Annotated in this window: 15 protein-coding genes; 4 read left to right on the top strand and 11 right to left on the bottom strand. The window is 44.4% G+C overall.

The genetic code is table 11. The features are described from left to right. Nucleotides 1-204: 204 nt before the first annotated feature. From KHS38_RS20105 to KHS38_RS20060, 10 genes are all read right to left on the bottom strand, one after another. Nucleotides 205-828, bottom strand: a complete 624-nt coding sequence (locus tag KHS38_RS20105) for a class I SAM-dependent methyltransferase (protein WP_213490366.1) — start codon at nucleotides 826-828, stop codon at nucleotides 205-207. Between the two features lie 78 nt (nucleotides 829-906). After that, nucleotides 907-3,255 carry a PAS domain S-box protein gene (locus tag KHS38_RS20100; protein WP_213490365.1) on the bottom strand — a complete coding sequence of 783 codons (2,349 nt, stop codon included), beginning with the start codon at nucleotides 3,253-3,255 and terminating at the stop codon, nucleotides 907-909. Between the two features lie 175 nt (nucleotides 3,256-3,430). After that, nucleotides 3,431-3,961 (bottom strand): GNAT family N-acetyltransferase, encoded by a 531-nt coding sequence (locus KHS38_RS20095; RefSeq protein WP_213490364.1) that lies wholly within the window; start codon nucleotides 3,959-3,961, stop codon nucleotides 3,431-3,433. Between the two features lie 47 nt (nucleotides 3,962-4,008). Next, nucleotides 4,009-4,335: a DMT family transporter gene (locus KHS38_RS20090; RefSeq protein ID WP_213490363.1), complete on the bottom strand. Its 327-nt coding sequence runs from the start codon at nucleotides 4,333-4,335 to the stop codon at nucleotides 4,009-4,011. A 78-nt stretch (nucleotides 4,336-4,413) separates the two neighbouring features. Beyond that, a complete protein-coding gene (locus KHS38_RS20085) occupies nucleotides 4,414-4,977 on the bottom strand; it encodes a Crp/Fnr family transcriptional regulator (RefSeq protein WP_213490362.1) in 564 nt (187 codons plus the stop codon). 186 nt (nucleotides 4,978-5,163) lie between these two features. Continuing rightward, a complete protein-coding gene (locus KHS38_RS20080; RefSeq protein ID WP_213490361.1) occupies nucleotides 5,164-5,574 on the bottom strand; it encodes a cupin domain-containing protein in 411 nt (136 codons plus the stop codon). A gap of 26 nt (nucleotides 5,575-5,600) precedes the next feature. Then, nucleotides 5,601-6,665 carry an NAD(P)-dependent alcohol dehydrogenase gene (locus KHS38_RS20075; protein ID WP_213490360.1) on the bottom strand — a complete coding sequence of 355 codons (1,065 nt, stop codon included), beginning with the start codon at nucleotides 6,663-6,665 and terminating at the stop codon, nucleotides 5,601-5,603. A gap of 13 nt (nucleotides 6,666-6,678) precedes the next feature. Continuing rightward, complete coding sequence (locus KHS38_RS20070; protein ID WP_213490359.1) at nucleotides 6,679-7,239, bottom strand: DapH/DapD/GlmU-related protein; 561 nt, start codon at nucleotides 7,237-7,239, stop codon at nucleotides 6,679-6,681. 64 nt (nucleotides 7,240-7,303) lie between these two features. Next, on the bottom strand, nucleotides 7,304-8,182 hold the full coding sequence (locus tag KHS38_RS20065) for a helix-turn-helix domain-containing protein (RefSeq protein WP_213490358.1): 879 nt from the start codon (nucleotides 8,180-8,182) through the stop codon (nucleotides 7,304-7,306). Nucleotides 8,183-8,314: 132 nt separating this feature from the next. Continuing rightward, nucleotides 8,315-8,470 (bottom strand): hypothetical protein, encoded by a 156-nt coding sequence (locus KHS38_RS20060; protein WP_213490357.1) that lies wholly within the window; start codon nucleotides 8,468-8,470, stop codon nucleotides 8,315-8,317. Between the two features lie 60 nt (nucleotides 8,471-8,530). On the opposite strand from KHS38_RS20060, the gene KHS38_RS20055 reads away from it, so the two are divergent. The 4 genes from KHS38_RS20055 (at nucleotide 8,531) to KHS38_RS20040 (ending at nucleotide 11,287) form a co-directional block, all read left to right on the top strand. After that, nucleotides 8,531-8,797 carry a hypothetical protein gene (locus KHS38_RS20055; RefSeq protein WP_213490356.1) on the top strand — a complete coding sequence of 89 codons (267 nt, stop codon included), beginning with the start codon at nucleotides 8,531-8,533 and terminating at the stop codon, nucleotides 8,795-8,797. Between the two features lie 946 nt (nucleotides 8,798-9,743). Next, on the top strand, nucleotides 9,744-10,601 hold the full coding sequence (locus KHS38_RS20050; RefSeq protein ID WP_213490355.1) for an SPFH domain-containing protein: 858 nt from the start codon (nucleotides 9,744-9,746) through the stop codon (nucleotides 10,599-10,601). Between the two features lie 2 nt (nucleotides 10,602-10,603). Further along, nucleotides 10,604-11,113, top strand: a complete 510-nt coding sequence (locus KHS38_RS20045) for an LURP-one-related/scramblase family protein (RefSeq protein ID WP_213490354.1) — start codon at nucleotides 10,604-10,606, stop codon at nucleotides 11,111-11,113. 3 nt (nucleotides 11,114-11,116) lie between these two features. Beyond that, nucleotides 11,117-11,287, top strand: a complete 171-nt coding sequence (locus tag KHS38_RS20040; protein WP_213490353.1) for a type II toxin-antitoxin system antitoxin — start codon at nucleotides 11,117-11,119, stop codon at nucleotides 11,285-11,287. Nucleotides 11,288-11,444: 157 nt separating this feature from the next. Here the strand turns inward: KHS38_RS20040 and KHS38_RS20035 are convergent, their stop codons facing one another. Continuing rightward, complete coding sequence (locus tag KHS38_RS20035; protein WP_213490352.1) at nucleotides 11,445-12,629, bottom strand: TlpA family protein disulfide reductase; 1,185 nt, start codon at nucleotides 12,627-12,629, stop codon at nucleotides 11,445-11,447. Between the last annotated feature and the right edge of the window lie 243 nt (nucleotides 12,630-12,872).

The following is a 12,872-nucleotide window of genomic DNA, read 5'->3' as shown; positions in this document are numbered from 1 at the left end:
GACTGCAGCCCCTACCTGTTAACCGCTGGAAAGCATGCACTTAAAGTGGGTTATTTAACCTATTATGATTGGAGCAGCCTATCAGGCAGTAAATAACTAAACGTTCAGCCTGTTTTTGTGTTGCCAGTGCGCTCAGGCGGTTCTTATCTGTGCGGTGCGGCTTGGATAAGTCGGTCATGTTTGGCTTCGTGTTCAGGGCAAACCTTACTTTTTACGGCCTACAAACCGGATAACGGAACCCAAACCATTGTGATAAAGCCCTTCGTTCAGGTGGATCTCTATTTCGTCTAATTCGATTATATCGTAATTGTTAAAATCAGCTCTAATTTCTTCTACAGAAAATAGGGAATCAACATCTTTTGGCCCGCCCACTTTTTCATTTTGGGCCAGGTAGCTGAGGTGGGCCTTACTAAAGGCCTCAAAAATTACAATACCACCTTTGCGCAGGTGCTTGCTGAGCGCCTGATGCATCTGCGACTTGATGGCAGCCGGAAAATGACCGTAAATGAGTGCTATAGCGTCAAACTCCTCTTCCTGGTATCCCAGCACCGGCAACTCCCCAACCTTATAGCTGATAGTTACCTGGTTTTTTTGTGCAAGCTGTTCGGCTTTCTTTTGGCCTTGTGCACTGATGTCGAATGCAGAAACGGCCCAGCCCTGTGTAGCGGCAAAGACAGCATTGCGACCTTCACCTTCGGCAGGGAAAAGGATTTTGCCAGGTTTTAGCTTCTCTAATTGTTCCTTTAAATAGTGATTGGGTTCTTCGCCGTAGGCAAACGCGCTATCGCTATAGCGCTCGTTCCACCGGTTGGTCCAGGTATCTGTCATATTCTTTGAATTATAGCGCTGTTAAATAGTTAAGTGTCAAACGTTGTTGCCGTTCTTTAATTGTTCCGAAAAGGTCTGTTAGTCTGCAACCGGTAACTCAAAATAAAATGTAGAGCCTTGCCCGGACTCACTTTCTGCCCAGATATTGCCCTCATGGCGCTTCAGAATTTCATAGCATAAATAAAGCCCGATGCCAAAACCCGCCACACTCTCATAGCCGGCATTGTTTACCCGGTAATAGCGCTCAAACAGCCGGGGCAGGTTTTCTTCGCTAATACCTACGCCCTGGTCGCTTACACTCACTATTGCCTTTCCGTTTTTGGTTACACAGGCAATATGAATGGCACTACCCGCAGGGGAATACTTTACGGCATTGCTGATCAGGTTGTTAATCACCTGCCCTATTTTGTCGCGGTCGGCATTTACCCAGGTTTCCTCAACAGGGGCAAATATAACCTGGTGGGTGGTAATCTGGGTTAAAGATTCTTCTTCGGTCTCTTTAATGAGTTCTGCTATATCAAAACGCTCACATTCAATATGTATTTGCCCGGATTCGAGCCTGGATACATTCAGGAACCCGTTGATCAGGGTTGTCATTTTACCGATTTGCCTCGTTGCCTTCTCCGCAAGGTTTATCGTAAAGGCATCCTCCTTTTTTCGTGATTTTGCTTCGATGATCTGTACATAGCCGTTAAGCGAAGTTAGCGGCGTTTTTAGCTCGTGACTAACCATGCTAATGAAATCATTCTTTCGCTGTTCGTTCAGCTTTTGCTCCGTAATGTCCAGGCAGGCGGTAATGTAACCGGTAAACGGGCCGTCGGGCAGAAATCTCGGCGTTGAATTGGCCAATAGCCAGCGGTAATTGCCATCTTTTGTAAACACCCTAAATTCACTGGTAAAAGATGCTCGCTGATGGAATGCTGTAAGGTAGGTGTCCAAATACTGCTTCTGGTCATCCGGGTGCAGCAAATCTACCCAACCGAATTTTAACATATCCTGCATGGGCCTGCCGGTCAGGTCTATCCAAGCCCGGCTAAAGTAGGTGGCATTACTGCTTTCATCAGCCACCGCAATCAAAATACCGGAACCCTCGGCCATTGCGCGGAAACGCTCTTCACTTTCCATAATGGCTGCCTCCGCATTTTTAATATCCGTTATATCGCGGGTGGTACCGGCAATAGCTACTACCTTCCCATCATCATCCGTCACCGGATTTAAAATATAGTCGTAAATACGTTTGCCCAAGGTGGCGTGCGGAAAAGAAACCTCTCCCCTAACCGACTCGCGGGTGGCCACTATGTGGTCAATTTCCCGCTCGTGCATTGCCGCATGCCATTCTTCGTAGCCGTTTTCCCGCAAGCCTTTGCCAACTGCTGTATCCCAGGTTTTGCCCCACATATTCAGCAAGGCCTTATTGGCGTAGGTGAAACGGTAGTTCAAATCAAATACGTAAATCAGATCGGGTGTAGATGAGGTAATGGTTTCGTAAAATCTTTTTTGCTGCTCCGATTCGTCTTTCGCTTCTCTTAAGGCCTTCTCAGTTAGCTTACGTTCTGTAATATCAGTAAACATGCCTACGGCACCGGTAATATTGCCGTCTTTGTCAGTAATAGGCGCTGCATTCATGGTAAGGTACATGCGGCTGGCGCCCGGCCTTTGTATAGCAAGTTCAAAATTAAAAACAGGCTTGCCTGTTGCCATAGCTATCATCGTGGGGTGTTCGCTGTCGGTCATGGGCTTGCCGTTCAGGTGCACGTTGAACCACTCCGGTGAGTTGCTTCTTCTTTCACGGAAGCGATCACTATCGGTTTTAAGAATCTGGTGAGCCATCGGGTTTGAATAGATGATCTGGCCTGTTTTATCAACAATGCCCACACCTTCGGCCATATGATCCAATACCCGTTGTAATTGTTGCTCGTTTTCCTGCAGCTGCTGGTTGGTTTTGGTAGTTTCAGTACAAACTACTAAAATGCCATCGGGCTTTCCGGCATGCCCTCTTATCGGGTTATAGGAAAACGTCCAGTATACATCATCAAGTTTGTTGTTGCGGTAGATAGGAATGAGCTGATTTTCCAGATAAACGGAATTTCCGGTTTCCAAAACGCCTTCAATAAGTGGCCCGATCATGGGCCAGGCCTCTGCCCAGCATTTTTCACCCTGTTGGCCCAATGCACGGGGGTGCTTGCTGTTTTCGGCAGTGCCCAAAATTTCGCGGTAGGCATCATTATAAAACTGGATTTTTTCTGCACCCCACCAGATAAACATGGGAAAACTCGAATCCAGTATCAAATTTACAGTGGTTAGCAAAGGCACCGGCCAGCCCGATATTGGGCCGATGGATGTGGCAGACCAGTTATAGGTACGGGTTCTGTCGGCCATCTCGCCTTTTGCATAAATAAAGTTATTTTCGTCGACTGGTAATTCCATGCTAGTATAAGGCAAAATAAAATAAAAGATTAAATGTTTGCCTAATCAGTATGCAAAGTCCTGATAACTTTTTTCCGAGCATAAAATTAAGTTCACAAAAGCGGCGAACACCCGACAGGTTTAACCTATTATTTATAAGTAGGCAGCTTTTGAATTACTACCCGGCTTCTACATTTTACAAGCTTGCCTCCAGTACCTTTTTCATCATAATATCGGTCTGCTCATCATCACCTAATTTAAAAATATGCTTATCGAACGGCACAAACCCATTTTTCTTGTAAAAGCTGATAGCTCTGGGGTTTTCTTCCCATACGCCCAGCCATACATAAGTGGCTCCATTTTGCGTAGCAACCTGCATGGCTGTATCATAAAGCAGTTGCCCCACACTCTGGCCATGATATTCTTTCAATACATAAATCCGTTCGATTTCAAGCGCTTTGTTGTCTTTAATCTCTGTTTGTGCTTGTCCGAAGTTTAGTTTCAAGTAGCCAATTACCTCGTCATTCTGCATGGCAAAATAAAAGGAAGATGCTTCGTCGCTAAGTTCAGCCGCCAGTTTTTGGGCGGAAAAGCCTTCTTCCAGGTACCGGGCCATGTTTTCGGCCCTATTCCCTGCCGAGAAGGTTTCGGAAAACGTTTGCCTGCTGATTTTCTGCAGCTGGTCAATATCCGCAAGTGTTACGCGTGTGATAGTTATGGTTTCCATATGTTTTAGCGATAAATATTTAGAAGTGGGATTTTCAGATAACCAGCTTAGTGTGATACCGCTTTAAGGCCGATGATAGAGCCAATTAGGGTAGTGATAAAAAACAAGCGCCAGAAAGTGGCAGGCTCTTTAAATATCAGGATGCCAATGATGGCCGTACCTACAGCACCTATGCCGGTCCATACGGCGTAGGCTGTACCGATAGGCAGGCTTTGCGTGGCTTTCATGACTAAGGCCATGCTAACGAACAAGGAAATCAGGAATCCTCCAAACCACCAGTACATTTCGGTGCCCGTAGTTTCACGGAATTTGCCCAAGCAAGAAACAAATGCAATTTCAAATAAGCCTGCTATAATAACGAGGATCCAGTTCATATTTCTTTTGATTTAAAACTGCAAAGATCATTAACCAGCTTCTTTTAGCTTTTTACAAATGTTAAAAAACACAGGTGGTTACTTTAGGCCTGCACGTATACGGCTAAGGCTCACCTGTGACATGCCCAAGTAGGAAGCAATGTATCCTAATTGCACCCTTAGCAGTAAAGCAGGCTGGCTTCCAATCAAATCCATATACCGCTCCTGTGCCGTTTTAAATTGCATGGCAATCAGCCGTTCTTCCGTTTTTACCAATTCATGCTCGGCAAGTTTCCGGCCCCAGTTGGCCAGGTGTATATCCTTTTCATAAAGTGCTTTAAGCGAAGCAATGTTCAGTTCAAAAAACTCGCAGTCTTCCAGCAGTTCAATATTTTCATAGCTTTTCTCGCCAGTGATATAGCTCTTCATGGAAAGTACAGGCGCACCTTCCACGCCAAACCAAAAGGTTACCTGCCCGCCCGGTGCATCAGAGTAGGCCCGCACAACGCCTTTTTTAATGAAGTAAATATTCTTTTCAATACGGTCGGCTTTTAGCAGGATATAGCCTTTGGGATAAGTTACCTGTTTGGCCGTAGCTATTAATGCTGCTTTGGATGGTTCGGGTAGTACGTATAGCGTTGCAATGATTTTGTCGATATCCATCAGCTTTGAATTGGAGTACAAAGGTAAGCAGCTATTCGCTACCTATCATTACAATGGCTGCCAAAACAGAAACCGGTTGCTGTATGGCTTGGATAGATATCATTGTTGCAATCATCAAGCCTTACTAAAACAACAATAGCTTCCTGTTTTACGGGAAGCTATTGTTAACGGGTGCAGCCGTTTGTATTAAACTTCGGTTTTATATTGTTCGTCTGTAACGGGTTCAAGCCAGTTCACAATCCCTTTTTCGGTGTTGATGCCAATGGCGGTATGGATCATAGCGGTATCGGGTGATGCGCCATGCCAGTGCTTTACTCCCGGCAGGATATTAATTACACCGCCTGCTTCAATCTTTTGCACGGGTTTGCCTTCTTCCTGATAGTAACAGGTGCCTTCTTTTATCATCAAAATCTGGTTGCTTCCATGCGTATGCCAGTTGTTGCGGGTACCCGGCTCAAAAAGCACATCGCTGATGATACAGTTGGTATTGTCGTCGGGTTGCACAAAGCTTTTCAGGTAAGCCTTGCCGGTAAAGTATTCGGCCGGAGCTGGTTTATACCCTTCGGCTATCAGTTGTTCCCCAGTGTAGCTTTTCATAAAATAAATGCTTTATGTGTAGACTATTAGTTTTTGTTTTTTAATGAAGCCATATCGATCACGAAACGATATTTCACGTCGCCTTTCAGTAAACGCTCATACGCCTCATTGATATTTTGGATATCAATCATTTCAATATCTGCCGTGATGTTGTGCTCACCGCAGAAATCCAGCATTTCCTGTGTTTCGGCTATACCACCAATCATGGAACCGGCAAAGCTTTTACGACCCATGATAATGCTGAAGGCAGCAACAGGCAGTGGTTGCTCAGGTGCACCGACCAAAGCCAGCGAGCCATCTACGCGAAGCAGCGCCAGGTAAGCATTGATATCATGCTCGGCAGATACGGCATCTAAAATAAAATGTAGTTTGCCACGGTAAGCGGCCATTTGCCCGGCATCTTTAGATAATACCACTTCATCAGCACCTAAGCGTTTGGCCTCGGCAAATTTTGATTCGGAGGTGGTAAAGGCTACTACCGTAGCGCCCATTGCTTTAGCAATTTTGATGCCCATATGGCCTAAGCCACCGATACCCACGATGCCTACCTTCATGCCCTGGCTCACTTTCCAGTGATGTAATGGAGAATAAGTGGTAATACCGGCACATAACAAAGGTGCCGTTGCAGCCAGGTCCAGATTCTCAGGAATACGCAATACGTAATTCTCATCTACCACGATGCTTTCTGAATAACCGCCAAAGGTTGGGGTATCCTGAAGATGCTTGTCCGGTGAATTGTAAGTACCGGTCATGCCGGGCTCGCAATACTGCTCCAAGCCCTCCTGGCAGTACTGGCATTCACGGCACGAGTCTACCATGCAGCCCACGCCAACCAGGTCGCCTACTTTGAACTTGCTTACATGGCCGCCTACATTCACCACTCTGCCCACAATCTCGTGGCCTGGTACGCATGGATACATGGATGGGCCCCATTCGCTTCTGGCTGTATGCAAATCAGAATGGCAAACACCGCAGAACAGAATCTCGATCTCCACATCATGCGGTGTGGCTTTCCTGCGGTTAATATTCATTTCATTTAAAGGTGCGTTTGCTGCTTCGGTACCGAACGCTTTAATATTGGTTGTTTCCATAAGTTAATAGTTATTAGTCGTTTATGAATTTAATAAATTTAGCTGGTACGCCGGCTACCAGGGCATTGTCCGGCACATTTTGGGTAACTACAGCCCCCGCAGCTACTACAGCATTTTCGCCAACGGTTACGCCGGGTAATATTGTAGCGGCAGCGCCAATCCAAGCCTTTCGCTTAATTAAAATGGGTTTGGTGATTAATGCCCGCCTGTCTGCCGGCTCCATGGGGTGGTTTTCGGTAATCAGGTTTACCTTGGGGCCAATCAGTACGTCATCTTCCAGCATAATGCCGCCCATATCCAAAAAGGAGCAGGCATGATTGATGAACACATTTTTACCGATTCTGATAAAGCGGCCAAAATTGGTGTAGAATGGTCCAAATACTGTTACGCTGTCGTCCAGCTTTTGGCCAATGATATCGCCCAGCTTCTCCCGTATTTCAAAAACACTGGTTGCGGCGTTGAGCAGTGGCGATAATGCCAAAGTGCGGTCAACCACTGCCTGTATTTTAAAATATTCTGGATCATCTAACCTCACACGCTCCCCGCTTCGCAGCCTTTCAAAGATGTCTTTCATGATGCAAAGGTAGATTGTGTTAGATCTTCCCTGTTTATGATATTCAAACCAATGCTTAAGATATTTAAACTTCCAGAGCGCGAAGCGAGGATGGGTTGGTGCCTGTTATGCGTTTGAAATAGTTGTTGAAGTAGCTGGGATACTCAAAGCCGAGTGCATAGGCAATATCAGCGATATTCCAATCGGTGTGCTGTAAAAGGGCTTTGGCTTCGCTGATAATGCGCTCGCTGATGTGGCTGGTTGTGGGTTTACCGGTTACTTCCTTTACCGCGCGGTTGAGGTAATTGATGTGCAGGGAAAGGTTTTGCGCGTAATCCTGCGCGGTTTTTAACTGTAGGGGCTTGTCCGGACTTTCTATCGGGAACTGCCTTTCCAGCAGCTCAAAAAATACGGCCGTGATGCGTGCAGCTGCGTTTCTGTGCTGATCAAAGTTTTCGGAAGGCTGCAGTTTCATCGCCTCATGAATAATCAGGTTAACATAGTTACGTATCAGGTCATCTTTGTATACGTAGTTAGTTTGCTGCTCAACAATCATCTTTTGAAAGATGGCATTTAAAAACTCGCGCTGCTCACTGCTGATCGTGAGAATGGGCGTACCGCCTATCTTAAACAAGGGAGATTGCTGCAGGCTTTCAGACCGTTCCGAAAGTTTCAGGAAGTCTTCTGAAAAAAGGCAGGTGTAGCCCTTGTAGCTGGTCGACAAGGTTTCCCAGGAGTATGGAATATGCGGATTCCCGAAAAACAGTACCGTACCCTCGGCTTCAAAACTCCGGTCGGCATAGTGAATAATGCTTTTGCCGGTAGTAAGGCATATCTTATAAAAGTCTTTTCTGCTGTAGGTACGAGTGGCCTGGCTGTCGGTTTCTATTTCGAACACATTAAAACCTTTGAGCTTAAGCTCGCTGTTGAAATCAGAAACTGACCGGATAAGCTTATCTTCCATAACACAAATTTAAGGAAATCAAACTTTCGGATGGTCACTCCAATGTATATAAGTAGCTTACATATAGCAAGTGTTAGTTCGGTTACTTATGCTTTAGCCTTGCTTTATGGTTAAAAACCAGGTATACCACTTTTAAAGTGGTACAAAGCGGAACAAACCGGTACACGCCGGAACAGGTGGTACACTTTGGTACACCCAAAACGCCATTTGCAGCATGCAGAGGCCGTTCAAAATAAGTGGTACAGGGTGGAACACCCGGTACAGTTTGGTACAGGTATTTATACTCATGACACAATCTTGTCAGTATAATAATGCTATCTTGCATTTACTGATTAAACAGAAATACCTATGAGCAATACCCAAACTATCGGTTTCTCTTATAAAGTAGAGAACGTATTGATGCAAACCGTGAACGACGACCTGCGCATAACCGGCAGCTTTGCCAGCCGCGATGTGCTTGACCGCATTAACGCCCTGCTGAAGGAAAAGAATTTTAAGGTAGATGAACGCACCCTCCGCCCCCGCTACATTGGTGAGCAGTTGTACCTGGAAGGCTTTGCCATCGAGATACAAGAACCCAAAACGGTGGGATTTCTGTCAGGACGGGAAAGTTGATCGGAGCCGGGTAGCCTGATAAGCAAAATATGCAGAATCCTCTTAGATAGATCTAAGGGGATTTTTATTTTCAGGACATTTTCAGGGTAGTATATCGGTTGGTCAGATTATCACATTTGGGATTGGAGGCTCTTGATTCGTGTCCAGGACAAACTGTTGATATACAGGACTAAAAGTTGGCTCAATTGGTTGGAGTGATATCCTAATACAGTGATGGTTGAAAGGTTCAAGTACTTTATGCACTCCATATATTTTCCTGTGGTGCAACGGTAGCACATCTTATTTTGGTTTAGAAGATGGTGGTTCGAATCCATGCAGGAAAGCTTCTTTTACTGAATATGTAACATCAGGCAACTCTACGGGCATCTTTGTAAAGATTCATCATAAATCCTGGGTTTCACCATAGTCAGATTAACTTTATCAAATATGTTTTGACAAAGCCTCTATAGTCAAATGTCGCAACTTTAGGTTCGAAGTGATAGGTGATAAGACAAATACTGATGTTATGTTAGACAGGATAAGATCATGATGCACATAGGATCGAACTGAAAAGAAAATAGTTGTGAAGGAAGCGTACGCCATAACAGCAAATAACCTTAAATAAAAGAGCTTTTAGATAGGCGTTTTTTGACAAGGCTTCTTAAGCTCCCGCTGCACTTATCACGGCAGCAAATTGGTTGGTCAGCTTCGCTCGGAACAAGGTAGTCAACATCTCCACAACAACAAATATGGAGGTTTAAGCAAAGTATGATGATAAATAAGGAAAGTTATGTGACGATTACAATCATAGTCCTTGTTGAAGAATAAAGTCTTACTAATTGCATACGATTACCTGATACTTGAACCTGTTATAATCATTAAAAAGCGTTAATTATCAATATTTCTCTTGGTATTTTAAAAATTATTTTGATATCTTTATGATATCATTTTAAATCAAACCATTCACATGGAAACCGAAAAAACAACCAACCCGCCGTCCGGCTACGGCGCCCTAATTTTGTTCCTGGTGCTTCTTGGGGTAGCCATTTACCTGGGTATTGCGCAATATGTAATTCCTTGCATAATTATTTCTGTCATCAATTTGGTGCTCGTTTTGCCGGGGCTAATCATTGTCAACCCTAACGAATCCAGAGTACTTACCTTATTTGGCAAATATGTTGGTACGGTAAAGCAGGATGGCTTCTTTTGGGTGAATCCTTTTACGGTTAAAAAGAAGGTATCCTTAAAAGCAAACAACCTTAACGGGCAACAGCTTAAAGTGAACGACAAGCTGGGCAACCCTATCGAAATTGCCGCTGTTATTGTATGGCAGGTAAAAGATACGGCAAAAGCGATCTTCTCGGTTGAGAATTACATCCAGTATGTTAACATACAAAGCGAAGCAGCAGTACGGCACCTGGCTAATACTTTTGCGTATGATAATTTGGAGGATGAATCAGCAGCGGTTACCCTCCGCGACGGTGCAGAGCAGGTAAGTTTGATGCTTGAACAGGAGCTTAACGACCGGCTGGACCGTGCCGGCATACAGGTGCTGGAAGCCCGTATATCCCACCTTGCTTATGCGCCTGAAATAGCCAATGCTATGCTGCAACGGCAGCAGGCGTCCGCCATTATAGCCGCCCGCAAACAAATTGTGGAAGGTGCTGTCGGTATGGTCGAGATGGCGCTTGCCCGTCTTTCCGAAAAAAACATAGTTGAGTTGGACGAAGAACGCAAGGCAGCCATGGTAAGCAATCTGCTGGTTGTACTTTGTGGTGAGCGTGCGGTGTCACCTGTGGTTAATACAGGCACTTTATACCATTAATCATGAGACAGGAAGCACCCAGAACTCGAAGCCTGGCGAATGAATTGACCGTAAAGCCTAACGGCTTTTGGAAGCCTACTTTCACACTTACGGATGGTCAGAACAGTTACGGCACGCTACGCTATGAAGGCGTATGGCGGCCAAAGGTAATTGTTGAGGCTACTGACCAGACTTGGGTCATCAGCGGAATGAAATGGAGAAATATAAAAATCACCACGGCTCAGGGTGAACCGTTAGGCACCGTATCCGGTAACTTTTGGGGCAATAAAATAACTTTTACTGCTATTGACGGCTTCACCGCCACATTCATTACCCAGTCATTATGGAAAAGTATATTTAGCTGGCAGGCTACTGATGGTACCGAGCTAGTAACCTTTAAGGCCCGGGCATTTAAACAGCCTTTGATCTACATCAATGAGCAAGCCAAACAAAACCAGTGGATACTTATACTGGCTTTCTTAGCTTTGGAGATTCAATTAACCAGGCAAAAGCACGCAGTAGCAGCGATGTAAACTATGGCTGAGAAAAAATCATTTGTACTGAGAGTAAGTGCCGAGATGCTGAAAGAACTCGAAGGATGGGCCAACGATGAGTTCAGGAGTATCAATGGGCAAATCGAGTACTTGCTTAGCCAGGCGCTTAACGAGCGCAAGAAAGCTCAAAGAAAAAGGCGTGCAGATAAATAGTATCTGCGCGCCTTAATATTTTTAATTAAGACATAAAAATAATTCAACTGCTAGATCAAGCTTCCATCGCTCAGTAAAAGACCTTCGTTTTTGATAAAGCGCTTGATGTATTACAGACAGATGCTTTTCCTCTGCGAATTAAGTTGTATTAACTGTCTTAATGTGACTGCTTGAGCACATAAGACTCAAGTTTTTTATTCAGCTCTCCCATGTTCAGGTTTTTGGCTATAATTTTTCCGTCTGGGTCAACCAATATATTTTGTGGGATAGCATGAATATTAAAAGTTTTGGCAGCCAGCCCATCAGAGCCCTTTAAATCAGAAACGTTTGGCCATTCCATCTTCTCCTCATTGACAGCCTTTACCCACTTTTCTCTATTATCATCAATTGAAACGCTTAAGATTGTAAAGCTTTTATCTTTAAACTTTTGATATATTTTTTTGAGCTCCGGGATCTCCATACGGCAGGGAGCACACCAGCTTGCCCAAAAGTCAATCAGCACATATTTGCCTTTTAAGCCGGCAAGGCTTACATATTGACCAGATGGATTTTTTTCGTTGATTTCTTTAATTGGGGCCCCGATTCTCAAGTCGCCTTCTAACCCGAGATACTGTGCAACGCCTGCCCCTCTTGGCGAAGACTTAACGCCGCTAGACAAACTATGGTAAGCAGCGATCAGCTCATCAGTTTTACCCGACCACTTAAACAGGTTCTTATACTCCTGCACCAGGTAAAGTGAAACATAAGATTGCTTATGCTGCTTTAAAAAGTTCACAATGATATTCCTTTTCGATACTTCAATAGAGTCCCATTCTTTATCCAGCTGAGGCTTAACTGTATTGAAGTTTCCTGCTTTTTTTGCATCCCCTCCGCGTTTAATGATATTTTGTTGCGCATTCACTGTAGCCTTATAAAGGCGGTCAAACGAGTTATACTCTTCTTGCGTAATGTTTCCACTGGCCAAAGTGCCCTGTGCCTCATCCGAGAAAGAAAAGGTCGTCGTTTTACCTGGTTCCACCCAAAATTTAACTTTACCGTATGGCTGTCCGGTAGAGGGATCGAGACCTGCGCTTCCCTCATTAATCAACACCAGAGTTGGTTCCGTAACAACACCGGTAAGCATAACTTTGCCCTCGGCACCAGGTTTGATTTTTTTATTGATGGTATCTTTTCCTGAGATGTAAGTTACAGCAAGTACAGTGTCTGTAATATTATGGATTACGCCTTCTGCTTTAAACGTACCTGGTTGATTTTTTCTGCCCCCCTGTGCATTTGCAGTGAAAAAATGGAGCAACAGGTAAACCGGAAGCAGGATCCCTGTAAGACTTTTGTTTGCAATCATGTTGTGTTATAGGTTGAGTAAAAAGAAAACTAAATTGGTAGTGGATAAATTTCTTTTAAAGCAAGCTACCAAAAACAAAACAAAAAGCAAAGCAGATAAGAAAGATTGCTGAGTGCTATAATTATAAATCAACAGCTGGTTGCAAAGCTTCTTATGAAACGAATCTTTACTCCAATAAATCATACTTTTTGATAAGACATGTGATGAGTTGTTGATAAACGAATAAACTCTTAGCTACTCCCT

It is taken from the genome of Mucilaginibacter sp. Bleaf8 (genome assembly GCF_018390515.1).
GTDB lineage: Bacteria > Bacteroidota > Bacteroidia > Sphingobacteriales > Sphingobacteriaceae > Mucilaginibacter.
This window is presented reverse-complemented; position numbering and strand designations above follow the sequence as displayed.

Excerpts from the sequence above, each read along its gene's own strand:
- KHS38_RS20060 (WP_213490357.1), bottom strand. The coding sequence starts at position 8,470 with ATGAGTATAAATACCTGTACCAAACTGTACCGGGTGTTCCACCCTGTA.
- KHS38_RS20050 (WP_213490355.1), top strand. The coding sequence starts at position 9,744 with ATGGAAACCGAAAAAACAACCAACCCGCCGTCCGGCTACGGCGCCCTA.
- KHS38_RS20085 (WP_213490362.1), bottom strand. The coding sequence starts at position 4,977 with ATGGATATCGACAAAATCATTGCAACGCTATACGTACTACCCGAACCA.
- KHS38_RS20105 (WP_213490366.1), bottom strand. The coding sequence starts at position 828 with ATGACAGATACCTGGACCAACCGGTGGAACGAGCGCTATAGCGATAGC.
- KHS38_RS20045 (WP_213490354.1), top strand. The coding sequence starts at position 10,604 with ATGAGACAGGAAGCACCCAGAACTCGAAGCCTGGCGAATGAATTGACC.
- KHS38_RS20070 (WP_213490359.1), bottom strand. The coding sequence starts at position 7,239 with ATGAAAGACATCTTTGAAAGGCTGCGAAGCGGGGAGCGTGTGAGGTTA.
- KHS38_RS20075 (WP_213490360.1), bottom strand. The coding sequence starts at position 6,665 with ATGGAAACAACCAATATTAAAGCGTTCGGTACCGAAGCAGCAAACGCA.
- KHS38_RS20095 (WP_213490364.1), bottom strand. The coding sequence starts at position 3,961 with ATGGAAACCATAACTATCACACGCGTAACACTTGCGGATATTGACCAG.
- KHS38_RS20055 (WP_213490356.1), top strand. The coding sequence starts at position 8,531 with ATGAGCAATACCCAAACTATCGGTTTCTCTTATAAAGTAGAGAACGTA.
- KHS38_RS20080 (WP_213490361.1), bottom strand. The coding sequence starts at position 5,574 with ATGAAAAGCTACACTGGGGAACAACTGATAGCCGAAGGGTATAAACCA.
- KHS38_RS20035 (WP_213490352.1), bottom strand. The coding sequence starts at position 12,629 with ATGATTGCAAACAAAAGTCTTACAGGGATCCTGCTTCCGGTTTACCTG.
- KHS38_RS20040 (WP_213490353.1), top strand. The coding sequence starts at position 11,117 with ATGGCTGAGAAAAAATCATTTGTACTGAGAGTAAGTGCCGAGATGCTG.
- KHS38_RS20090 (WP_213490363.1), bottom strand. The coding sequence starts at position 4,335 with ATGAACTGGATCCTCGTTATTATAGCAGGCTTATTTGAAATTGCATTT.
- KHS38_RS20100 (WP_213490365.1), bottom strand. The coding sequence starts at position 3,255 with ATGGAATTACCAGTCGACGAAAATAACTTTATTTATGCAAAAGGCGAG.
- KHS38_RS20065 (WP_213490358.1), bottom strand. The coding sequence starts at position 8,182 with ATGGAAGATAAGCTTATCCGGTCAGTTTCTGATTTCAACAGCGAGCTT.